This window comes from Candidatus Binatia bacterium, assembly GCA_036382395.1.
GTDB lineage: Bacteria > Desulfobacterota > Binatia > HRBIN30 > HRBIN30 > JAGDMS01.
Window position 1 is genome coordinate 19,374 of the sequence record DASVHW010000003.1, and the last position, 21,130, is coordinate 40,503.

Consider the following 21,130-nt stretch of genomic DNA (forward strand, 5'->3'; position numbering starts at 1 on the left):
CGTTGTTCTGAAGGCGACTTATGGTGAGACATCTGCTAGCAATCGACGGCATGAAGCAGGGGTTCTCGTCGATCGCGTGCGCTGTTGCCGTGCTGATGACGGTGCTGGTGCGTGCGGCGATAGCCGAGCTATCGTTCGTCACGCGTACCGACTTTCCCGCCGGCCCGGCGCCCGGAGCACTGCAGGCTGGGCGGATAAATGCCGATGCCCTCGCCGACATCATTGTGGCCAACGAGAACGGCTTCTCCATTCTTCTTGCATCTGCGCCTGGCATGTTTTCAACGCCCCTGTCGGTGCGAACGCATCTGTCTCCTGGTTCCATGGCGGTGGCCGATTTCGACGGCGACGGACACTTGGACGTTGCCTATGTGAGTAATCTCGAACCGCTGGTACAGGTGCAACGTGGCGACGGCGCGGGCGGGTTCGGGTCGCCACAGCGCTTCGAGGCTGGCCGGAGACCGTACGCCATCCTGGCGATTGACGTGAACAACGATGGGCATCCTGACCTCATCGTCGGCTCGGTCGAAGGTCTCGCGGTGCTCCTCGGTGATGGGCACGGCGGGTTCGCGCCGACGCGCCACATTGATGCCGGCATTTCCACCCGCGTCCTGGCCGCCGGTGATTTCAACCGGGACGGCAAGATCGATCTGGCCCTCCTCGACACTGATGGCGAGGACATCGGCATATTCGCGGGCGACGGCGCCGGGGGTTTCGAACCCCTGGTGACCTCCAGAGCGGGGCTCCGACCACGCCGCGTTGTGGCCCACGACTTCACCGGAGACGGCAACCTGGATCTGGGGCTCTTGGACGAAAACGGCTTCTCGATTCTCGTCGGAGACGGAACGGGTCAATTTGAGACCCGCCCGCACATCATCCGAAACGCCAACTTGCGCGCCATTGCGGTCGGCGACTTCAACCGAGACGGCCACAGCGACGTGGCGCTGCTCGACAGCCGGCAGTGTAGTGTAACCGTGCTGTTCGGTGACGGTCACGGTCGGTTTCAGAAAGGCCCGGCATTCGCCATAGGCACCGGCGGCGTGGACTTGCTGGCCGTGAGTGTTGCCGGTGACGGAGTCGTTGATCTGGTCGCCAGCAATCGGTTGACGGACACCGTCACGCTGCTCAAGGGGGACGGCAAGGGGCACTTCACTGGCGCACCGATTCTGGATACGGGCGCCCGTCCCGTGGCCGTGGCGATCGCCGACTTCAACGCCGACCGGCACCTCGACATGGCCATCATCGACCAGGACGCCGACGCCGTGGAGGTGTTCCTCGGTGACGGGCACGCCAACTTCAGCCGTGGACCCGGCATCCGGGTTGGGCGGCAACCCCGCGCCATTGTCACGGCGGACTTCGACGGTGACGGGCGTCCCGACATCGCGGTAGCTGATTCCGCCGCCGATGACGTTGCGGTGCTGCAGGGAGACGGCACCGGCAATTTCGCCTCCCCGCTCTTCATTCCAGTCGGCATGGCCCCAAGCGCCGTCGTGAGTGCGGACTTCGATCACGACGGGCATCCGGATCTCGCCGTCGCCAACACCATATCCGACAGCGTATCCGTACTGTTCGGCGACGGGCGCGGGCGGTTTCCGCGTGTGCAGAACTTTGCCGTCATCCGGCAGCCCACCTTTCTGATGACGGGCTTCATGAACAATGACCACCGCATCGATCTGATCGTCGGCAACCAGCAGGACGAAAAAGTCTCCATCCTGCGTGGCGAGCCCGGAGGTTTGGCCGCCGCAACGGTCGGTGAGATGGGAACGACGGTCCGTCCGCTGGTCTCCGAGGACTTCAACGGTGACGGCCAGATCGACCTCGCCATCGCCGACGAGAGCCATGACCGGATCTCGATCCTGCTCGGAGCCGGCAACAACGCCTTCGGCGAGCCGATTTACTTTCCCGCGGGGCAGCATCCGTTCGCCATCGCGGCGGGTGATTTCAACGAGGACAAGCGCCTCGATCTGGCCGTGATCAATCGGGACTCGCATTCGGTTCTGCTGCTCCTCAACAACAGCAGCCGCAGCCCGGAACGGCCGGTCCCCCCATCGTCGACGCCCGCCGGTATACCGCGACAACCCAAGGATCCGTGGCCGCGCGCGATCCAGGCCTGGTAGCTTTGTCTTTACTTTCCCCTCGGCAGTTGGTCATAATCCGCGGCCCATGGGACTCAACGAGCAAGAGTTTTCCACCGAGGTCCACGCGTCGGTGGCGCAATGCTTCGCGACCATCACGGATTTCGAGAGCTATCCCAACTGGTTCTCGACCATCCAGCAGGCCAAGGTGCTGGACCGCCATCCCAACCGACTGGCGAAGCGCGTGGAATACCACATTGACATGAAGCTCAAGACCGTGCGCTACGTGTTGGAGTACGAGTACGTCAAACCCACGCAGCTCACGTGGAAATCCGTGGACGGGGACATCGAGGCCATCGAAGGGCGTTATCTCTTTGAAAAGCTCGGTCCGTCCTTGAGCCGGGCAACATGCCGGCAAGCCATCACCCTGGGCTTTTGGGTGCCCGGCCCCCTGCGCTCATTGATCGAGCAGCAAGCCTTGAAGCAATCCGTGCTGGAGTTCAAGGCCGCCGCCGAGACGGCGGCGCGGAAGAAGTAACGGACGGCGCATGGCCTATAGCTGAGGGCTCATGGCCTGAATCTGTTGCGATACGCCATAAGCCAAGAGCCATAAGCGGCACGTCAGCGCCTGTACGTGCCCATCAACTCCGCCTGGGCAAGAACATGCCCTTCGATGGCGCGGAGCACGTCGGCCTTCGTTGCGCGTGGTTTCAAGTTGGTAGGCGCATCAAGCGCGTACAGTTTAAAGAAGTAGCGATGCGGCTTGCCGGGCGGTGGACACGGGCCGCCATAGCCGGTCTTGCGAAAGTCATTGATACCCTGTTTGCCGCCGCCGGAGAGAGTGTCCGTGGTCGGAAGTCCCTCCGGCAGCTTGCTGGTGTCCGCAGGCAGGTCGTACACCACCCAATGCACCCAGGTCCCCACGGGCGCATCGGCATCGTCGGCGATGAGCGTGAAGCTCTTCGTGCCTGCCGTCGCGCCGTCCCATGCCAGCGCGGGCGAGAGATCAGCCCCTGCGCACGTATGCCGCCGCGGAATCTCCGCTCCCGTCTTGAAGGCCGAACTCGACAGTGTCATGGTCATAGATGCTCCTCCGATATTGGGGTGAGACAGAAACAGACAGAGAGACAGAGATAGCGACCGAGACAGAAACGCGGGGCAGTGCACGATTCCTTTCCCTCTCGATCTCTGTCTCGCCTCTCTATCTCCGAAGGGCAAGAGGCCTCGTTTGTGAAGCAGCCCTGAGAGCATACGTGCAATCTCGTCGCAGTGAGCCTACAGCCGTTCGTGGGCCGCATCAAGCAAGCGCCATAGTATGTTTTTGCCCTACTTAGGACACTCGGCGTCGTCGGCGTGGACCTGACACCGGAGATGCTGGCCGAAGCTGAGCGGCTCCAAGCGGAGCGCGCCGTGGCCAACGTCAAGTTCCGCGTGGCTGACGTACACCACTTGCCCTTCGAGACTGCGTGCTTCGACTTGATCACCTGCCGGCGCGCAGCGCATCACTTCTCCAATATTGCCGAGGCGCTGGGGGAGATGAGACGGGTGCTGCGCGTCGGCGGCCGGCTGGTGATCGATGACCGCAGCGTGCCTGACGATGACTTCGTGGACGCGTGTATGAATCAACTCGATCGCTACCACGACGCGTCTCATATCCGCGAGTATCGCCCCAACGAATGGAGGCAGATGCTCGAAACGGACAGTTTCTTGGTGGACACCGTTGAGCCGTACACGAAACACCAGCCGTTGACCTCTCTGACAAATGGCGTCTCTCCCGAAAACCTGCGCAAGATTCAAACCCGGTTAGACCATTTGAACGCTCGCCAGCGTGCGGCTTTGAATCTCGTGGAAATCGACGGGCAGCCGCACCTCAATCATTGGTACGTCTTGATCGCCGCGAAAAGGGCCTGATGAATGGCGCTAGCCCGCTCGTGAATACCCCCCGCTGCTCATCCGCTGGATTGGTTCAAGAAGCGTCACGTCACTAGTCAGTTCACCGTTTGCGCCAGTTCAGTGGCGCGGCGTCTAGCGTCTGTTCCGGCAAGGAAGCGCGGGGACAGGCCCTGCCGCACGTAGTGCCAGGTGGCATGCCTATTGCGTTTACACCCGAGCAGGAGCAAGCGCAGATGGGACCTATAAAGGCTGGGGAAGCCTCATTAATCAAGTTTCTCGTGCACAACGGCATGGTTTCAAGCGATGAGGCCCGGACGGCGGCCCAGGAGCTTGAGCGCCAAGAAAACGGCGCGTCGATCATCGACCTGTTGGAACGGAAGGGCCTCATCGTTGAAGAGCAAGTTGCTCAGAAGCTGGCAGATCGCTTACGGATTCCGCACGTCGATTTGCCCCCGGCCGTGGCGCTCAACCCGCTGTGATCGCCTTGGTTCGCGAAGAGCTGGCCACGCGCCACAAGGTCGTGCTGTTGCGCGCGGACCTGAAGAGCCTGATTCTCGCCACTGCCAATCCACTTGATCGCGACGCCTTGCACGCCATCGAGTTCGCGACGGGCCTGCGGGTCCATCCCGAGGTCGCCACACTGACGGCGGTACGCGATGCGATCGAACATGCCTATCACCTCGATGAAGCACTCAACCAGTATCTGCGCGGGGTCAACGACGAGAACGAAGTCCCGGTCGCTGACCTCCCGGACGAACCCGTAGACGTCAAGAGCTTGTTGCGGGGGACCGAGATTCCTCCGGTAGTCAAGTTGTTGAACTTGATCCTGCTCGAGGGCATCCGCTCAGGCGCCAGTGATGTCCATATCGAGGCGGATGTCGCACTGGTGCGGGTGCGCCTGCGGATCGACGGCATCCTCGAGGAGTTTTTCCGCTTGCCGAAATGGGTACAAGACCCACTGCTCGCCCGATGCAAGGTACTCGCCAAGCTGGACATCACCGAACGGCGCGTGCCTCAGGATGGCCGCATTCACCTGCGTTTCCGCGAGCGCATGATCGACCTGCGCGTATCGAGTCTTCCGACGTAATACGGGGAAAAGGTGACACTGCGTATCCTCGATACAGGCTCGGCGCCCACGGGACTTGACCAGCTCAAAATGTCTCCCCGGGACCTGCAGTGTATCCGTCAGGCGATTGCGCGACCGGAAGGAATGGTCCTTGTGACCGGCCCGACCGGCAGCGGGAAAACCACCACGCTCTATGCCATGCTTGCCGAGACCGTTTCGCCGCAGCGCAATGTCGTCACCATCGAGAACCCGATCGAGTATCAGCTCGCGGGCGCCAACCAGGTGGAGATCAACGAGAAGCAGGGGCTCACCTTCGCCGGCACGCTGCGTTCGATACTGAGGCAGGACCCGGATGTAATCCTGGTCGGTGAGATCCGCGACAACGAGACCGCAGAAATCGCGCTACGCGCATCGCAGACTGGGCATCTGGTGCTCAGCACGCTGCACACAAATGACTCCGTGTCGGCCATCACCCGCCTCATCGACATCGGCATCGAGCCGTACATGCTGGCATCCTCCCTGCACCTGATCGTGGCGCAGCGCCTGGTGCGGCTAACGTGCGAGCGCTGTGCTGAGCCCTATGAGCCCGAGCCGATACAGCTGCGCGCCCTAGGAATATCGGGATTGGAGCACCAGTTCCGGCGGGGCGTCGGATGTAGCTCCTGTCGGAAATCGGGTTACGTGGGGCGGCGGGGCGTCTACGAGGTGATGCAGATCACGCCTCCGGTCGCGAAACTGATCGAGTCGAAGGCTTCGGAGGCCACCATACGGGCGCAGGCGCGTCAAGATGGCATGAAGTTGCTACCCGAGCATGCGGTAGAGATCCTCCGCAGCGACGCCACCACCCCAGAGGAGGTTCTCCGGGTAGTGGATATCGCTGAAGAAGAAACAGAAGCAAAAGGGCTCAGTTGCCTCAATTGCGGCCGCGCCGTCGAAGAAGCGTTCAGCATGTGCCCCCACTGCGGTACACCGTTGCAGTGCAAGTGCGGCAAGCAGCTGCAACCCAATTGGCAGATTTACCCGTTCTGTGGCGTCCCCGCGAGCCGCACGGACGCCACGGCACCCAGGGCTCCAGCGCCGCAAGCCCCTGTGCCTCCAGCCGCAACACCGCAGGCACCAGAGAGGACATCAGAAACGCGTCAATACCGGGCGCTGGTGGTCGACGATACGGCAGACTTCCGCCGGCTCATCAGTTTCACCCTGGAGCATAGCGGTCTCCCCGTGTCTGTCGAGACGGCGTCAAACGGCCGCGAGGCGATTGAAAAGGCACAAGCTGATCCGCCCGACTTCATTGTGCTCGATATCATGATGCCGGAGATGGACGGGTTTGAGGTGTGTGAGCGCCTGCGCGCGAACGTGCGAACCGCTTTCGTGCCCATTCTCATGCTGACGGCGCTAGACGACGCGGCCAATCGCGCGTGTGGTTTTCTCGCCGGCACCGATGATTACATCGGCAAACCCTTCGCGCGCGCCGAGTTGCTGGCGCGGGTACGCCGACTCATCGAGCGTACCTATGGCACCAGCCTACCGACGCGGACCGAGGTGACGCCCGGCGGACGCATGACCTCGCTGTCTGCAGCTGCCTGAGGACACCCCATGAATGCGGCTCACGCCACCGGGTCCACCGACATCAGCGACCTCGCCGACATCAGCGATGCCTCGATCATTGACCGAGACGCCATTCTGGAGCAATTCGGAGGCGATGTCGATTTTCTTCGCGAGGTCGTTCAACTCTTTATCGCCGCCTGTCCAAGGCGCTTGTCCGCCATTCACGAAGCCATTCTGGGCTGCAATACCACGGCGCTACAGATGGCGGCCCACTCCATCAGAGGATCGGCCAGCTACTTCGGCGCTCTGGCAGTAATGGCGGTCGCGTCTGATCTGGAGACGATGGGCCGAGAGGGCATCCTGCCCGATGCTGGCGAAGCCTGCGAAAAGTTGGAGCAGGAGCTCGCCCGCCTGAAGCAGGCGCTCGCCGCCCTCTTACAGTGCCCGTCGGAGAGCGCGCCGCAATCCCCATCCGTTCCTGAGGAAGTTCACGAAGAACTTCACAGGAAGACGGAGAGCAACTGAACGGAACGTGAGGTGCATTCCATGGAACCCGCAATTGATCTCCCTAATGCTCTTGAACGTCTCGACGACGATCGTGAACTGCTGCAGGAACTGGCGCAGCTGTTTCTGCAGGATTTGCCGCTACGGTTGGTCGATATCCGCAACGCCGTGGCGTCCCGTAATGCCAAGGCTTTACAGCAGAGCGCGCATGCCCTGAAGGGTTCGGCTGGCAACCTGGCGGCTGTCGCTGTCTTCGAGGTTGCAAAACATCTCGAACAAATGGGACGGGACGGTAACTTGACCGACAGCGACGAAGCGTATGCGGTACTGCAGACAGAGGTAGAGCGTCTGACAGCAGAGCTGGAGACTCTGGCAGCACCGTTATCGCACTAACCGAGGACCCCACCGGCGGCTTTAAAAGCCGCCACGGATCAGCTATCAGCATTCCAGCAATGGGAACGAAGCAAGAGGCTCGGACAGTACCGAGCCTCTTGTGGATTGAAGGATGCGCATCGCAATTATCGGCGCAGGGCCCGCAGGGCTTACTGCAGCCTACGATCTGAGCCGCCCGGCGGCGGCGGGCCACGGCGTAGGCGCACCGCATCAGGTAACGGTCTACGAGGCCGCGCCCGACGTCGGAGGGCTGGCCTCCGGTTTCAAGGCCCCGCACTGGGAGTGGACGTTAGAAAAGTTCTACCATCATTGGTTCGCCTCCGACGCCTCGATCCTCGGCCTGATCAAGGAATTGGGTTGGAGCGACCAGGTGCTCTTTCCGCGCCCCGTCACGGCGATGTACCACGACGGGAAGTTCTACGCCTTCGACTCAGCCTTTGCCGTGCTGCGTTTCCCGGGTATCCCGTTCGTCGACCGGGTGCGCTGCGGTGTGGTGGCCCTCTATCTGCGGCTCACGCCTCGTTGGCAGGCATTGGAAAAGGTCACGGCCGATGCGTGGTTGCGGAAGTGGCTTGGCCGGCGCTCGTACGACACCCTCTGGAAGCCGATGCTGGTCGGAAAGTTCGGCGAAGACAACCTGCCGGTGGTAAACATGGCGTGGTTCTGGGCGCGGATTCATGCGCGCACACCACGCCTGGGCACGTTCACGGGCGGTTTCCAGCGCTTCATGGATAAGTTGGCGGATGTCGTAAGAACACAAGGCGTCACGATCCAACTGAACCGTGCCGTGAACCGAATCACGCCGCGGCCCGACGGCACACTGCAGTTGGAAACCGATGGCGGCGCCGCGACGTTCGACGCCGTCATCTCCACGAGTTCCCCTGCCCTGATGGCCCGCATCGTGCCTGCGCTTCCTTCCGACTATGCCGAGAAGCTGCGCGCGCTCAAGTCCCTGGGCGCAGTGGTGCTCGTCCTGGCACTGGATCGGCCGCTGACGAAAGGCATCTACTGGCACAACCTCCCAAAGGACGCGGGCTTCCCCTTTTTGGCGATGGTGGAACACACCAACTACATGAGCCCGGAGCACTACGGCGGTGACCACATCATCTACTGTGGCGACTATCTCGACCCAACCCACGAATACTTCCACCTCTCCAAGGAAGAACTGCTAGAACGATTTCTGCCCGCGTTGACGCGTTTCAACCCGCAACTTGATCGCAGCTGGGTGAAGGCGACGTGGCTCTGGAAGACGGCGTACGCTCAGCCGGTGCCGTCGGTGAACCACTCGCGCAACATCCCAGCGATCCGGACGCCGGTACACGGACTCTACTTCGCCTCCATGAGCCAGGTATACCCCTGGGATCGCGGTACCAACTTCGCGGTGGAGATTGGACGTAAGGTCGCCCAGATGGTCATCAACGATCTCGCCACGCAGCGCAACGGCTAACACAGGCGCTACGGCTTCAGAGTTTGTACTCGGCTCGCACCCACCCTTCGTCGTTGCGGCGGAACTGACCGCCGAGAGAATTGGCGCGCCCGGCAATGAACAGGTAGCCGAGTTCGCCGCCGATGTGGTCCGTGAACTGATAGAAGACGCGAGGACGCAAGACGGAGTAGTCACTCTCGATCGCATGGATCGCAACCAATTGGGTCTGCACGGTGTCGGAGAGGAAGCTCTTGCGCAGATTTGCCAGCAAGCGCGTCTCGACATCCTTGATGAGCAAGTCGACGCTGTTGTGCAGTACGTCCGTCTGATTGACCTGGAACAGGAGCATATAGCCCTCATACACATAGTCGCCGCCGAGGCCCCACTCGGCGGAGTCGCGCACCACGAAGGACGGTGGCAGCTCCACCGGCGCACGCCCTCCCCCCCGAGCAAGCTGCGCAAGGGCTGCTTGAATGGGACCGGCCAGCGCCGCAGGATCAGTGATCAAGAGACGCAGATCGCGGCTGAACGGCCGGCCGCGCACGAAGGCCCCTTCGCCGCGTACGGTGAAGCGGTCGAAGGCATAAGCAAAATCCGCCCCCCACGAGTCGAGGTGGTGGAACTCCGGCGACAAGGTCGTCGTCGCGGACAGATCCTTTACCATCAGTGGGTTGGTAGGATTCTTTAGATCCGGGCGGCCAAACGCTTCAGCCGTCAAATTGAACGCCGGTTGCGCGTCGAAGCCGTGGAAGTAGTAGAGAGCCATATCGACGTCGCGAAGCAGTCCCGAATAGCGGAGTCCGATCTCGCTGTTCTCGAGACGCCAAGCGGGTGGCGGAATATTCCCCGTGCGAAAGCCCAGCGGTACGTTTAAGGCAGGAACAGGGCTGTTGCTCGGCAGTGGTATGCTGAAGGTGGTTGGAGGCACTGCGGCCGGTGGAAACCACCGCTCGACATCACAATGCGAGCTATTCCCTTGCACCGTACAGTTCGCCAGCGGAAAGCGAAAGGGAATGTACTTCGGTACCCACACGGCAGTCAGGCGGCTTTCCGCCGGCAGGGCCGTTGCAGCAGGGAGGTAATACGATGCCTGCAGCGCCGGTACACCAATTTTCCGTTCTGCCTCCTCCTGCAAGAACAGATCGGCGTAGCCCAGGGGATTGATCAGGTCGTTGGGCTGGGTGCGGTCGAGTTTCCCCCAGGCGACCTTCTGCTTGCCGACGCGGAGATCGAGCGACGGCAGGAACACATCGAAGTAAGCCTCTTCAAAATCCACAGCCGGTGAGATGTCTTGGAAGACGTCGTCCCAGGAGTACAGGCCAGCCCGGTCAGACTTCAGGGTGGGCCCGCCATTGATGCCGAGGGTGGTTGAATCAAAACGTAGCCAGGGGGCCAGCGCGACCGCAGCACGCACGCGAAGCTGCTCAAGCGTCCGTTCGTGCGTGGTGGCGTGATTTTCCTCAACAACCTCGCGCACGCTGAGGGTCGTGTCCAGATCAACCTGGCGGCCTCCGATCGTAGTCTGGATCGGCCAGGCACTTCTCGCGGCGCACACCAGCGCGGCAATGGCGAACGCGATCTGCGCCGTCCTTACCCTTCGCATCGGTCCCTCCCCTCAATGGCCGGCATCCTCTAACTTGAATTACACCACCGTGCAAGATAATTGAGACTTATTGGCCCATCGTCTTGCGAGGTCGTCCATGCAACGAAACGATCTGCTCTCGAAAGGACTCGACAGTGACATCGCGGCGGCGCACACGCGCTTTCTGGCAGCGATGGAAAACCGCCTCCCGGCGATGAATTTGGAAACCAAAGAACGATACTTCGTCGTGCTCTCGTCGCTGGTGAGTAAGTTGGAATCCGACGGGAAAAGCATACGCGAGGTCCTACGGGAGATGATGGCAGAAGTGGCAGCCTACGTTTTCCAGGAGATCGGCACCTGGGGTTAAGGATCCCGTGGCCCTCGTTTCGACCTGGCGGAAAGGAAGTATGCGCCCGCGCATTGCACCCTCTTCGCCTTCCCGTACAATGCCCTCGTGAAATCCGCTTTTCTACCGCGCCTCGTGAATGGGCCCTTCGGCGACCCCGGTCTTCATGTAGCGCTACGTTGGCAGGGGACGGCTTTGCAGTTCGACCTCGGCCGTCTGGATCGTTTCCCAGCGGCGGAGATTCTGAAACTTACCCATGTGTTCGTATCGCACACCCACATCGACCATTTCATTGGCTTCGACCGGTTGATCCGGCTCTTCCTAGCCCGTGAGGCACGGATCGCGCTGTTTGGGCCACCCGGTATCATCCGCAACGTCAGCGGGAAGCTCGCTGGGTACACATGGAACCTCGTCGAGGGGTACCCTTTCGTACTAGACGTCCACGAAGTGCATCCTGACCGCGTCGAGCGCGTGCGCCTGCGCGCCGGCGACGCCTTTGCCATCGAACACACTGGCGATCAGCCCTTCACGGGTATCCTGCACGAGGATGCTGCGCTCAGCGTGCGGGCCGTTCATCTCGATCATCGCATTCCCTGCCTTGGGTTTGCGGTAACGGAGAAGACTCATTTCAACGTCCGCAAGGACGAACTCGATCGCCTCGGCATCCCAGCCGGTCCCTGGCTGACCCGCCTGAAGCAAGCGATCCGCACCGGCCAGGGAGACGATACCGTTATCACAGCGAAGTGGCTTACTGGTGGGCAAGAGCAGCGTGTCGATTTCGCCTTGGGCCAACTGCGCAGCCGACTGATCGTGGAAACGCCGGGCCAGAAACTCGCTTATGTCGTGGACGCGCTTTTCAGCAAACAGAACGTGGCACAGATCATTGCGCTCGCAGGCAACGCGGACCTCTTCTTCTGCGAATCGCTCTTTCTCGACGAAGACCGCGACCAAGCCCTGAAACGGCATCACCTGACCGCGCGCCAAGCGGGCACGCTCGCTCGGCTGGCAAATGTCCAGCGGCTAGAGACCTTCCACTTCTCACCGCGCTACGACGGCATGGCGGACCGCCTCTACGCTGAAGCGGCGGCCGCATTCCGCGGGGAGATCGCACCAGATGAACCGGTCTGACTGTCGTGAGTGGTGATGGTGAATCGCGCCGGACAGCATCAAATGGCCCTGTCTGACAACGAACGTGCGTTCGCCGAGCACCGCCGTGTCGCCCGCCTGGCCACTGCGGATGCCGCAGGGACCCCGCACGTCATTCCGATCTGCTATGCGCTGATCGGCAACTGCATTTATTTCGTCATTGACGAGAAGCCCAAGCGGACCCGGCACGGGCTGAGGCGTTTGCGGAATATCGCCGAGAACCCGCGCGTGGCTCTCGTAATCGACGAGTACGATGAAGACTGGAGCCGTTTGGCTTTCCTACTCGTCCAAGGTCACGCCGCAACGGTCACCGACGGGGAGGAATACGCCACCGTTCTGGACCGGCTCCGCAGTCGGTACCCGCAGTACCAAGCGATGCCCCTGCTGTTGGCTACGCACCCCATGATTCGTATCACAGCGAAGCGCCACCACATGTGGCGCGCGCTCCCCGGAGGCGGAGCGGAACGGGAGAAATGAGCATGCTGCCGAATTTGCTGCGCAGATGATGACCGACCTTCCGCTGCTCGGAATCGATCCCGAACGGTCACGTTTCCAGCGCCTTGGTGATGGTATCGGCAATGGTGCGAACGTGGCCGATACCAAGAATGTAATTCCCCGGCTGCGCGAAGATTTCCGACGCAACGGCATCGATAGCGTGCCATTCGGCGGGACAGAGGCGCAACTCCTGTTCCAGCCGTTCGACAGCAGGCGAGTTGGCGATGAAGTCACCGACGAACATGATATCCCTGATGAAGCGTTCCTGCTCAAGCCCAAAGTAGGCCTCAAACGTACCCAGCTGCACGCGGGTCCAGGCATGCCGATGTAAACCCGGCCGGAGCTGCCGCTGCCGCAACCAGCGGTCACCACGGAATTCATGCGTGGCCGTCGCGCGGATTGCTTGTTCCTCGAGCGCCGTCAGCGTGTGCGGTTCAAGGGTCAGATTGAATTGCTTCTCGTAACCACGTCGCAGGAGTTCGCCGACCTCTTCGGTGCTCAGCGGCCTGCGCAACTCGCGCTCGAGGCACGTGGTGTCATGCGGCATCAGCATCTCCGCCTTGACGACACCGTTGCGGTCGACGGCTTCGAGCAGTACCGGCAAGAGGCTGAAGTCACGGCGCACGGCCAAGATCGCTTCGAACAGCATCGCGCCGGAGCGATGCGTTTCGAAAGAAACCAGCCCCATAACCCGCCGGCTCACGGTGATGAAGTCACGTCCGGGGTAGAAGGCTTCCGCACCAGCCAGCTTGCACGCTTCCAGAATGCCACGCACATAGCGATTGAGGACCTGGTGGGGCGCTAACGCCAAGGGATCGGCAGAGAGGAGTGCCGAGCGATATGGCAACGCGAGGGCCACGCCCACGAACCCGTCCCCGAAGGGGACGACGCGCCCGCCGCTGTGGCGGCGGAACAGTCGAGGTCCATCATCCGGGATCTTCTCAGCGGGTGCGACGTGATACCGTCCGAGCGAAACGATATCGCCTGGAACGTCGTACACCCGCAAAACACCGGTACGCAAACGAGATGGGTGCGTCACCACCTGCAGGAAATGCGCGTCCTCCGCCAAGCTGATCTCCGGGAGGAGCCGTGGCTGCACGAGGAAATCGAGCGTGCGCATCGCACTGAGGTGCAATCTGCTCGTGAGTCGTGCTCGGGCGACTTCGTCGCCCGCCCTGAGCACGAATCACGAGGGCGATTCACGGACTGTTCTCAGCTGGGAGCTGCCAACCCTTTTCGCGGCAGTTGTCACAGATCGGAATCGTCGTGCGTCTGCCGTTGCCTTCAATCAGAACTCCGTGAATGAGTTCCGTCGAAAGCGTCTTGCCGCAGGCCGTGCACTGGCCCACCAGCGTCTTGTTTTCCTTTGCCTTCTCGCTCGGCATGGCGCGGACAGCTACGACTCGGCTTCCACGAGAACGGTTACCTGCGCATCGATGCCCACCCCGAGGTGAACCGGCACCACGTGTTCACCGACCGATTTGATTGGCTCTTCCAAGCGGATGCGGCGGCGCTCGACCGTAAATCCCTGCGTGGCCAATGCCCTCTCGATATCCAGATTGGTCACCGAACCAAAGAGTTTGCCTTCCTCACCCGCACGGGTTTTGATCGTCAGGCGTACTTTGCTCAGCCGGTCGGCAGCAGTCTGCGCCTGGCGGCGGTCACGCTCGCCCTTGTCGGCAGCCAGGCGTTTCTGATGTTCTAGAACATGGACGTTCCGTGTGTCGGCAACGGCCGCTAGGCCCCGTGGCAGCAAAAAGTTACGTGCAAATCCTGGCTTAACCTTTACGACGTCTCCGACACTGCCGAGGTCAGCAACATCTTCACGCAAAATCACTTCCATATTTCTGTCTCTCCTATTCGCCGTCCCCCGGAATCTGGATGTCCGCGGGGCCGACGCTCAAGCGCCGGAAGTTTCCCCACAAATCGAAGACCCCGAGAGCAAGGACGATCCCTGCCACGATGTGCTGAACGGCGATCAGCAGGTACCCGGCGACGCGGACGCCGCGAGGCAACCGAAAGCGTTCCAGGAAGTAACTAACGATTGCGAGTCCTTGACAAAAGTAGCAACCCAGTAAGACGATGAAGATGTTGCGCGCTACCAAAGCGACCGGACGCACGGGAAGGAACATACTGAAACCGGTCGCAATGAGCGCCCAAATCAAGGCGTCTGGCGTGCGCCACAGGCGGAGGTCGACGTCGTGTAAGGTGTCGGTCCAGCGCCGCAGCAATACGAGGTTCGCGATCATCATAAGCGCCCCACACAGCATCACCAATGCTGGCAGGACCTCGATCAAGCCGGTCACGACCAAGTCACGCTCCGCCTTAACCGCAGCGAGGCTACTGTCGGACACGCCAACAGACCCGTAGGTCGAGAGCGCCAAGTCGACGCCGTGGGCGAGTTGTTGGCGGACCATGTCGGCCAGCACCGTGAGGTTGCCATAGGCCAGAAAAGTCGAACAAAGGAGACCCGCCGACCATGCAACCATTCCGGCCAGGACGGTTCGCTCAACCGCCCAGCCGCGCCGGAATCCAGAAGCCATACTGCACGCCGGCAGGCCAAAGAGAAGAAGCAGGCTCGCAGCCGCGTCCACTCCGAGGACAACGCTCACAACCCCTTCCGTCAGGAGCAGCCAGAGAACGCATGCCGCCGGCGCGTCCGTGGCAAGTACGAGTCCGGGGAGTGGGACCAGAAAAAGGAGCGGTGACGCGAACGGGGAGAAGGACACCCCGGCGGCATACAGCCCGCCGCTGAGCGACACCGCGAGTCCAAGCTTAAGAGCAAAGGGCGTGAGGTGTGCACCCGGGGAAACGGGTGCAGAAACACACTGCATCAGACATGCACCGTAGTAAACGGAAGGAGTGCCACAGCACGCGCCCGTTTGATCGCCGTCGTCAGTCGCCGTTGATGCTTGGCGCAAGTGCCCGTGATCCGGCTCGGAACGATCTTCCCGCGCTCGGTGATAAAGCTCAATAGAGAGCGCGTATCCTTGAAGTCGATGCTACTATCTTTATCGGCGCAGAACCGGCACACCTTTCGGCGCACTGGCCCGCGGCGCCGGAACGCAGTCTTGTCATCGGCCGCCGGCCGGCCCCGTCTAGCGCCGCTTTTCCCGGGTGCCATAATTAGCTCCCCTGCCCTGGAGTAGAAGCCTGCTCCGGCCCTGTCGCCGCCTGTGCTCGGCGCCGGGGGCGTCGCGCGACCTCTCGCTTCTCGGCCATCCGCACGGAAACAAATCGCAGAAATTCATCTGAAAGCTTCATGGATCTCTCCAGTTCCATTACCACTTCCGGCCGCGCCGCATATTGCACCAGCACATAAGTGCCCCGGGGCTGCTTTTGAATCGGGTAGGCCAAATCACGCATGCCCCAATCTTGCAGGTCTATCACTTGCCCCTGCATGCCCTCAATGAGCCGGCGCACCCGGTCGATGGTCTCGCGCACCTGGGCATCCGGCAAATCCGGGTGCAGGATAAACAACGTCTCGTATCGATGCATCTATTTCCTCCCAACTGATTCAGCCGGCGCCAGCGGCCCCTCAGGCGTGCGGACGTTAAACGTATTCATCGCTCGTTCCTCACCCTCAGCGACGATGCATTCCACGGCGTCCGCCGCCCGTGTGATGGCTGCGGCGATGGTTTCACGCTCCTCGTCGTTGAACTTCGACAGCACGTAGGTGATGGCATCCTTCCCGGGCGGCCGACCCACGCCAATCCGGACCCGCACAAAGTCTTCTCCGTAACACTCGACAATCGAACGCAGCCCACGGTGGCCCGCCGTGCCGCCGCCTCGTTTCACTCGAATGCCACCTAGCTCCAGATCGAGATCGTCATGCACCGCAACCAATTGCGTGACGTCAACCTCCTGCCCTGCACCAACCAGCGCTGGACCGCTCATGTTCATGTACATCTGCGGTTCGATTAACGCAACGTGTTTGCCGGCCACAACGCCCAGGACGATACGCATTTCATGTCGTGCCGGTCCGAGCGACAATCCCCATCGCCATGCCAGTTCTTCGACCACAGCGAACCCGACATTGTGGCGGCTGCCGGCGTACTCCTGCCCGGGGTTGCCAAGCCCGACAACCAGGTGCATCGATCGCTAGGATGCCCCGCCTTTCTTTTCCGTTTCTGCTTTGGCCACCTCCGGCGCCGGGACGCCTTCGGGCAACGCTCCTTCCGCCGCAGCCGCAGCCTCCTCGACCTTGACCTCTTCCACCGTCGGCGGCAGCACCGTCACCAGGGTGGCGTCGGTATCGAAGCAGATCCGGACCCCGGCTGGGGCCGACAGTTGGCTGATGTGGACAGCGTCATGAATATTGAGTCCGCTCACATCGACGCTGATGAACTCGGGGATGTCACCCGGCAGGCACTCCACCTCCACGTCACGTTGCACCGGCTGCAAAATGCCGCCGAGCGCCACGCCGGCTGCTTTCCCGGCAAAATGGAGCGGCACACGCAGGCGGAGTTTCTCCGTCATGTCAACTTCGTAAAAGTCGGCGTGCAGCACCGCACCGGTCACCGGATGGTACTGAGCTTCCTTCACCAAGGCCACCTTGTTGCCAATTTCCTCAGCGTCAGAACGCAAACGAATGAGGTGCGAACCTTCGAGCGATGAGATCTTCTCCAAGAATTCCCTGGCATCGATCGCAATCATGGTCGTTTGCCGCTTTGGTCCGTAAAAAATGGCCGGCAACGTTCCTTGCTGGCGCATCTGTCGCGCCGGACCTTTCCCGGTCCTCGATCGCAGTTCCGCACTCAACTCAACCGTTTCCATATTCAACTCCTGTTACGTCGAAACTCCAACGTGTTACACAAAAAGCGAACTGATTGACTCCTCGTCGTGGGTGCGCCGGATGGCTTCACCGAGGAGGTGGGCCACGGACAAAACCTTGATCTTCGAGCACGATTGCGCGCGTGGGGAGAGCGGAATCGTGTCGGTAACGATCAACTGGGTCAGCGCCGATTGCTCGATGCGCGTGATGGCCTCCCCGGAGAGCACAGGATGCGTGCAGCACGCCATCACCGCGCGCGCGCCGCTCTCCTTCAATGCAGCCGCGGCGGCCGCCAACGTACCGGCGGTATCGACCATGTCGTCCACAAGGATCGCCGTACGACCCCGAACTTCACCAACGATATGCATCTCTGCCACTTCATTGGCTCGGGCGCGACGCTTGTCAATGATCGCCAGCGCCGCATCGAGATGTTTGGCGAACGCACGGGCTCGCTCCACGCCACCCGCATCCGGGGAGACGACGCTCACGTCGTCTTGATTCAGGCGTTGACGGACGTACGGGAGCAAGACCGGAGTGGCAAAGAGATTGTCCACTGGAACGTTGAAAAAGCCCTGGATCTGGCCGGCGTGTAGATCCACCGTAAGAACCCGTGAGGCGCCGGCAGTCGTAATCAGGTCCGCGACGAGTTTCGCGCTGATCGGCACGCGGGGGGCGACTTTCCGGTCTTGGCGGGCATAGCCGAAGTACGGGATCACAGCGGTAATGCGCTTTGCCGACGCACGGCGGAACGCATCAAGCATGAGGAGGAGTTCAATGAGGTTGTCATTTACCGGCGTGCAGGTGGATTGGATGACAAACACATCGCCGCCGCGCACGTTCTCGTCGATCTCGACCAGGATTTCACCGTCACTGAAGCGGCGCACATCCGCGGCCCCTCGCGGCACGTTCAGGTACGCGCACACGGCACTGGCCAGCTCGGCATTAGAATTACCTGCGAAGACTTTGATCTCGTCTTTCACTTGTTCGCCTAAAAAATATCCATCAACGTATACTGGGCGGGAAGGATTCGAACCTTCGATACCGGATCCAAAGTCCGGGGCCTTACCGCTTGGCGACCGCCCATCAACATCCTACAACTGGTGACATGGCCAAGGTCTCAACCGGTTCCGCCCACAAGCCCAGCTGGCGCAGCCGTATCGCCGCGTTTCGTGCCGACTCGAGATCTCGCCACACCCCGAAGACTGCTGCACCGCTCCCGGTCATGAGCGCACCCACTGCACCCTCTTTCATAAGCCGAGCCTTCAGAGACAACACTTCGGGATGAATTTGCGCCGCTGCCTCTTCGAGATCGTTCACCAGCAATTCCGGACTCAGCCCGTGACCACTGACGAATTCGAGGATGTTACTGACCCCTGCTGGTCTTGTCAATGAAACGTTCACGCGGGAATAGACCAATTGGGTGGAGAGGGAGTATCCATCCCAGCATATCACCAGCGATAGACGGCGCGGAAGGCTCAGCGGAGTTATCCGTTCCCCAACTCCCTGGACTCGCGCCGGGCATCCGTGCACAAAAAACGTCACGTCGGCACCGATTTGGGCACCTAACTCACCCAGTTCGGCGGTTGCCAACGGCCCACCGAGCAGGCGATTCAGCGCCAGCAGTACAGCAGCACCGTCGCTGCTACCACCACCCAATCCACTCCCAACCGGAATGCGCTTGCGGAGGTCGATATCCACCGAGACTGCGCGTTTGACACGCGTCAAGAACATCGCAGCGGCCCGATACGCGAGGTTAGTCGGACCTCCTGGGGCATTTCCCGAATCTGAACTGACCCGAATGCTCTGCTCCGGGTCGGCCCCACGGGCAGCGGAACCTACCTTGACAGTCAACTCATCGTATAAGCTGATCGGCACCATCAACGAATCAAGCAAATGGTAGCCGTCGGTGCGGCGTCCGACAACGCGCAAGCACAAGTTGACCTTTGCCGGGGCTAGGAGTCGCTCTTCACGGTACATTCTGATCGCTGCTGTTCCTCGCACTCAGCAGAAATGCCGATCGCGCTGAGGCACGCTGAAGCCTTCGTTGATCATCCACCCACGTTCTGGTAGATGATTGTGTATCTGTCATCCGCCCCCGTGGTGAAAAGGATATCACACAGGTCTCCGGAACCTGTAGTCCGCGTTCGATTCGCGGCGGGGGCATCCTTCTTCATACCGACTCACCGTCAATAAAGTCACCTTGATTTTGATATGACCTTCCGATAGAGTCACTTGTTGTGGTTGGGTGGGTTGCTTGCGACCGGCCCTTGGCAAGGAGGTGGAGATGGAGTTCCCGAAATGCCTCAAGTGCAACAATGGAGTGTTAATTCCGCTGTCTGACTACGGACAAGAAGGGGCTTCCGTCCTTTTCAAGGCTTGGGTCTGCATAAACCCCGACTGCGGCTTCTCGCTACGGGTTGACAAGGGTGAAGTCAGTTACGGCAAGAAGATCGAACACAAGCACTAGTTCAAGCGCGTGTTGGCGCGCCTGAATCTCCGGTTCTGGCACGGTAATCACAAGCGTAAACAATAAAGGGCTCAGCGATATCGCTGAGCCCTTTTCCTTTTATATAGATCCGGCGGCGTCCTACTCTCCCACTGAGCGACCCAGTAGTACCATCGGCGCTGGAGGGCTTAACTGCCGTGTTCGGGATGGGAACGGGTGTGTCACCTCCGCCATAGCCACCGAAAAGCGAATGCGTTCACAATTGCATACGGGCATCTGGAAAAGCAAAGAAAGCACCTTGGTAGGAACGACAAAAATAGTGGTCAAGCCGCACGGCCAATTAGTACCGGTAAGCTCCACGCATTGCTGCGCTTTCACACCCGGCCTATCAACCTCGTCGTCTTCGAGGGGCCTTTAGGGGCCTTACGGCCCGGGATACCTTATCTTAGGGTGGGCTTCCCGCTTATATGCTTTCAGCGGTTATCCCGTCCGCACATAGCTACCCGGCGATGCGGCTGGCGCCACAACCGGAACACTAGCGGTGCGTTCCTCCCGGTCCTCTCGTACTAAGGAGAACTCCCTTCAAGTATCCTGCGCCCACGGCGGATAGGGACCGAACTGTCTCACGACGTTCTGAACCCAGCTCGCGTGCCACTTTAATCGGCGAACAGCCGAACCCTTGGGAGCTACTCCACCCCCAGGATGTGACGAGCCGACATCGAGGTGCCAAACCTCCCCGTCTATGTGAACTATTGGGGGAGATAAGCCTGTTATCCCCGGCGTACCTTTTGTCCGATTAGCGATGGCCCTTCCATACGGGACCACCGGATCACTATGACCTGCTTTCGCACCTGCTCGAGCCGTCGCTCTCGCAGTTAAGCTCTCTTATGCCATTACACTCAACGGCTGGTTTCCACTCAGCCTGAGAGAACCTTCGCGCGCCTCCGTTATCTTTTGGGAGGCGACCGCCCCAGTCAAACTACCCACCATGCAGTGTCCCACACCCGGTAAGAGTGATGGTTAGAAGCCAAGAATCACAAGGGTGGTATTTCAAGGTTGGCTCCATGCGAGCTAGCGCCCACACTTCAAAGCCTCCCACCTATCCTACACATGAAATCCCTAGATTCACTGCAAAGTTATAGTAAAGGTGCACAGGGTCTTTCCGTCCTGCCGCGGGTACTCGGTATCTTCACCGAGAGTGCAGTTTCGCTGTGTTTGTGGTCGAGACAGCTGGGAAGTCGTTACGCCATTCGTGCAGGTCGGAACTTACCCGACAAGGAATTTCGCTCTAGCTGTTACTAACCAGGCTTCCCTAGGCACTACCTGGTTTGAACTGGTCACGCAGACCAGCGGGTCGATCATTTCTGTCGACCTCTGCATGTCGCCATGCAGAACGGACTGTATCTTCGCCTCTCACGAGGCGGTTGGCGTACAGTCGC

General features: G+C 60.7%; 23 protein-coding genes, 2 tRNA genes, 2 rRNA genes and 2 pseudogenes. 14 read left to right on the forward strand and 15 right to left on the reverse strand.

Going from position 1 to position 21,130, the window contains the following annotated elements; genetic code table 11:
* The first annotated feature begins 20 nt into the window (after positions 1-20).
* Together VF515_00150 and VF515_00155 are read left to right on the forward strand one after the other, a co-directional pair.
* On the forward strand, positions 21-2,114 hold the full coding sequence (locus tag VF515_00150; protein ID HEX7406040.1) for a VCBS repeat-containing protein: 2,094 nt from the start codon (positions 21-23) through the stop codon (positions 2,112-2,114).
* A 46-nt stretch (positions 2,115-2,160) separates the two neighbouring features.
* Entirely contained in the window at positions 2,161-2,610 is a 450-nt protein-coding gene (locus VF515_00155) for an SRPBCC family protein (GenBank protein HEX7406041.1), read from the forward strand.
* 83 nt (positions 2,611-2,693) lie between these two features.
* Here VF515_00155 and VF515_00160 read toward each other — a convergent pair whose 3' ends face one another.
* The gene (locus tag VF515_00160) at positions 2,694-3,155 is read right to left on the reverse strand and encodes a YbhB/YbcL family Raf kinase inhibitor-like protein (GenBank protein ID HEX7406042.1); all 462 of its coding nucleotides are present in this window, start codon (positions 3,153-3,155) and stop codon (positions 2,694-2,696) included.
* Between the two features lie 252 nt (positions 3,156-3,407).
* Here VF515_00160 and VF515_00165 point away from each other — a divergent pair.
* The 7 genes and pseudogenes from VF515_00165 to VF515_00195 all read left to right on the forward strand — a co-directional run bounded on the left by VF515_00165 (position 3,408) and on the right by VF515_00195 (position 8,923).
* Positions 3,408-3,983, forward strand: a pseudogene (locus tag VF515_00165) (methyltransferase domain-containing protein).
* A 215-nt stretch (positions 3,984-4,198) separates the two neighbouring features.
* Positions 4,199-4,444 (forward strand): hypothetical protein, encoded by a 246-nt coding sequence (locus VF515_00170; protein ID HEX7406043.1) that lies wholly within the window; start codon positions 4,199-4,201, stop codon positions 4,442-4,444.
* Between the two features lie 41 nt (positions 4,445-4,485).
* A pseudogene (locus tag VF515_00175) lies at positions 4,486-5,574 on the forward strand (GspE/PulE family protein).
* A gap of 405 nt (positions 5,575-5,979) precedes the next feature.
* Complete coding sequence (locus tag VF515_00180) at positions 5,980-6,618, forward strand: response regulator (GenBank protein ID HEX7406044.1); 639 nt, start codon at positions 5,980-5,982, stop codon at positions 6,616-6,618.
* 9 nt (positions 6,619-6,627) lie between these two features.
* A complete protein-coding gene (locus tag VF515_00185; GenBank protein ID HEX7406045.1) occupies positions 6,628-7,104 on the forward strand; it encodes an Hpt domain-containing protein in 477 nt (158 codons plus the stop codon).
* 21 nt (positions 7,105-7,125) lie between these two features.
* Entirely contained in the window at positions 7,126-7,476 is a 351-nt protein-coding gene (locus VF515_00190; GenBank protein HEX7406046.1) for an Hpt domain-containing protein, read from the forward strand.
* Positions 7,477-7,588: 112 nt separating this feature from the next.
* The gene (locus tag VF515_00195; GenBank protein HEX7406047.1) at positions 7,589-8,923 is read left to right on the forward strand and encodes an NAD(P)/FAD-dependent oxidoreductase; all 1,335 of its coding nucleotides are present in this window, start codon (positions 7,589-7,591) and stop codon (positions 8,921-8,923) included.
* 16 nt (positions 8,924-8,939) lie between these two features.
* Here the strand turns inward: VF515_00195 and VF515_00200 are convergent, their stop codons facing one another.
* On the reverse strand, positions 8,940-10,505 hold the full coding sequence (locus VF515_00200; GenBank protein HEX7406048.1) for a DUF1302 family protein: 1,566 nt from the start codon (positions 10,503-10,505) through the stop codon (positions 8,940-8,942).
* Between the two features lie 97 nt (positions 10,506-10,602).
* Between VF515_00200 and VF515_00205 the strand changes: the two genes are divergently transcribed.
* The 3 genes from VF515_00205 to VF515_00215 all read left to right on the forward strand — a co-directional run bounded on the left by VF515_00205 (position 10,603) and on the right by VF515_00215 (position 12,453).
* Positions 10,603-10,851 carry a hypothetical protein gene (locus VF515_00205; GenBank protein ID HEX7406049.1) on the forward strand — a complete coding sequence of 83 codons (249 nt, stop codon included), beginning with the start codon at positions 10,603-10,605 and terminating at the stop codon, positions 10,849-10,851.
* A gap of 87 nt (positions 10,852-10,938) precedes the next feature.
* Positions 10,939-11,958: an MBL fold metallo-hydrolase gene (locus VF515_00210; protein HEX7406050.1), complete on the forward strand. Its 1,020-nt coding sequence runs from the start codon at positions 10,939-10,941 to the stop codon at positions 11,956-11,958.
* A gap of 42 nt (positions 11,959-12,000) precedes the next feature.
* Positions 12,001-12,453 carry a TIGR03668 family PPOX class F420-dependent oxidoreductase gene (locus VF515_00215; GenBank protein ID HEX7406051.1) on the forward strand — a complete coding sequence of 151 codons (453 nt, stop codon included), beginning with the start codon at positions 12,001-12,003 and terminating at the stop codon, positions 12,451-12,453.
* 67 nt (positions 12,454-12,520) lie between these two features.
* Here VF515_00215 and VF515_00220 read toward each other — a convergent pair whose 3' ends face one another.
* From VF515_00220 to ispE, 11 genes are all read right to left on the reverse strand, one after another.
* Entirely contained in the window at positions 12,521-13,591 is a 1,071-nt protein-coding gene (locus VF515_00220) for a hypothetical protein (protein ID HEX7406052.1), read from the reverse strand.
* Between the two features lie 79 nt (positions 13,592-13,670).
* On the reverse strand, positions 13,671-13,856 hold the full coding sequence (locus tag VF515_00225; GenBank protein HEX7406053.1) for a hypothetical protein: 186 nt from the start codon (positions 13,854-13,856) through the stop codon (positions 13,671-13,673).
* Between the two features lie 11 nt (positions 13,857-13,867).
* Positions 13,868-14,314, reverse strand: coding sequence for a 50S ribosomal protein L9 (rplI, locus tag VF515_00230; GenBank protein HEX7406054.1), 447 nt, complete (start codon positions 14,312-14,314; stop codon positions 13,868-13,870).
* Between the two features lie 13 nt (positions 14,315-14,327).
* The gene (locus VF515_00235) at positions 14,328-15,233 is read right to left on the reverse strand and encodes a DUF2232 domain-containing protein (GenBank protein HEX7406055.1); all 906 of its coding nucleotides are present in this window, start codon (positions 15,231-15,233) and stop codon (positions 14,328-14,330) included.
* 71 nt (positions 15,234-15,304) lie between these two features.
* Positions 15,305-15,517, reverse strand: a complete 213-nt coding sequence (gene rpsR, locus VF515_00240) for a 30S ribosomal protein S18 (GenBank protein ID HEX7406056.1) — start codon at positions 15,515-15,517, stop codon at positions 15,305-15,307.
* 80 nt (positions 15,518-15,597) lie between these two features.
* The gene (gene rpsF, locus VF515_00245; GenBank protein ID HEX7406057.1) at positions 15,598-15,969 is read right to left on the reverse strand and encodes a 30S ribosomal protein S6; all 372 of its coding nucleotides are present in this window, start codon (positions 15,967-15,969) and stop codon (positions 15,598-15,600) included.
* Positions 15,970-16,566, reverse strand: a complete 597-nt coding sequence (gene pth / locus VF515_00250) for an aminoacyl-tRNA hydrolase (protein HEX7406058.1) — start codon at positions 16,564-16,566, stop codon at positions 15,970-15,972.
* Between the two features lie 6 nt (positions 16,567-16,572).
* The gene (locus VF515_00255; protein HEX7406059.1) at positions 16,573-17,247 is read right to left on the reverse strand and encodes a 50S ribosomal protein L25/general stress protein Ctc; all 675 of its coding nucleotides are present in this window, start codon (positions 17,245-17,247) and stop codon (positions 16,573-16,575) included.
* 33 nt (positions 17,248-17,280) lie between these two features.
* On the reverse strand, positions 17,281-18,225 hold the full coding sequence (locus tag VF515_00260; GenBank protein HEX7406060.1) for a ribose-phosphate pyrophosphokinase: 945 nt from the start codon (positions 18,223-18,225) through the stop codon (positions 17,281-17,283).
* A gap of 32 nt (positions 18,226-18,257) precedes the next feature.
* Positions 18,258-18,328 (reverse strand) — tRNA-Gln (locus VF515_00265).
* The gene (gene ispE / locus VF515_00270) at positions 18,329-19,222 is read right to left on the reverse strand and encodes a 4-(cytidine 5'-diphospho)-2-C-methyl-D-erythritol kinase (GenBank protein ID HEX7406061.1); all 894 of its coding nucleotides are present in this window, start codon (positions 19,220-19,222) and stop codon (positions 18,329-18,331) included.
* A 114-nt stretch (positions 19,223-19,336) separates the two neighbouring features.
* Between ispE and VF515_00275 the strand changes: the two genes are divergently transcribed.
* Positions 19,337-19,408 (forward strand) — tRNA-Arg (locus VF515_00275).
* A gap of 91 nt (positions 19,409-19,499) precedes the next feature.
* Entirely contained in the window at positions 19,500-19,712 is a 213-nt protein-coding gene (locus VF515_00280) for a hypothetical protein (GenBank protein ID HEX7406062.1), read from the forward strand.
* Positions 19,713-19,819: 107 nt separating this feature from the next.
* Here the strand turns inward: VF515_00280 and rrf are convergent.
* Both rrf and VF515_00290 read right to left on the reverse strand, forming a co-directional pair.
* A 5S ribosomal RNA gene (gene rrf / locus VF515_00285) occupies positions 19,820-19,935 on the reverse strand.
* A gap of 75 nt (positions 19,936-20,010) precedes the next feature.
* Positions 20,011-21,130, reverse strand: a 23S ribosomal RNA gene (locus VF515_00290); the annotation flags it as partial.

Bases quoted from the DNA above. Each gene is read 5' to 3' on its own strand.
- VF515_00150 (HEX7406040.1), top strand. From the start codon at position 21: ATGGTGAGACATCTGCTAGCAATCGACGGCATGAAGCAGGGGTTCTCG.
- VF515_00155 (HEX7406041.1), top strand. From the start codon at position 2,161: ATGGGACTCAACGAGCAAGAGTTTTCCACCGAGGTCCACGCGTCGGTG.
- VF515_00160 (HEX7406042.1), bottom strand. From the start codon at position 3,155: ATGACCATGACACTGTCGAGTTCGGCCTTCAAGACGGGAGCGGAGATT.
- VF515_00170 (HEX7406043.1), top strand. From the start codon at position 4,199: ATGGGACCTATAAAGGCTGGGGAAGCCTCATTAATCAAGTTTCTCGTG.
- VF515_00180 (HEX7406044.1), top strand. From the start codon at position 5,980: ATGTGCCCCCACTGCGGTACACCGTTGCAGTGCAAGTGCGGCAAGCAG.
- VF515_00185 (HEX7406045.1), top strand. From the start codon at position 6,628: ATGAATGCGGCTCACGCCACCGGGTCCACCGACATCAGCGACCTCGCC.
- VF515_00190 (HEX7406046.1), top strand. From the start codon at position 7,126: ATGGAACCCGCAATTGATCTCCCTAATGCTCTTGAACGTCTCGACGAC.
- VF515_00195 (HEX7406047.1), top strand. From the start codon at position 7,589: ATGCGCATCGCAATTATCGGCGCAGGGCCCGCAGGGCTTACTGCAGCC.
- VF515_00200 (HEX7406048.1), bottom strand. From the start codon at position 10,505: ATGCGAAGGGTAAGGACGGCGCAGATCGCGTTCGCCATTGCCGCGCTG.
- VF515_00205 (HEX7406049.1), top strand. From the start codon at position 10,603: ATGCAACGAAACGATCTGCTCTCGAAAGGACTCGACAGTGACATCGCG.
- VF515_00215 (HEX7406051.1), top strand. From the start codon at position 12,001: ATGGCCCTGTCTGACAACGAACGTGCGTTCGCCGAGCACCGCCGTGTC.
- VF515_00220 (HEX7406052.1), bottom strand. From the start codon at position 13,591: ATGCGCACGCTCGATTTCCTCGTGCAGCCACGGCTCCTCCCGGAGATC.
- VF515_00225 (HEX7406053.1), bottom strand. From the start codon at position 13,856: ATGCCGAGCGAGAAGGCAAAGGAAAACAAGACGCTGGTGGGCCAGTGC.
- rplI (HEX7406054.1), bottom strand. From the start codon at position 14,314: ATGGAAGTGATTTTGCGTGAAGATGTTGCTGACCTCGGCAGTGTCGGA.
- rpsF (HEX7406057.1), bottom strand. From the start codon at position 15,969: ATGCATCGATACGAGACGTTGTTTATCCTGCACCCGGATTTGCCGGAT.
- pth (HEX7406058.1), bottom strand. From the start codon at position 16,566: ATGCACCTGGTTGTCGGGCTTGGCAACCCCGGGCAGGAGTACGCCGGC.
- VF515_00255 (HEX7406059.1), bottom strand. From the start codon at position 17,247: ATGGAAACGGTTGAGTTGAGTGCGGAACTGCGATCGAGGACCGGGAAA.
- ispE (HEX7406061.1), bottom strand. From the start codon at position 19,222: ATGTACCGTGAAGAGCGACTCCTAGCCCCGGCAAAGGTCAACTTGTGC.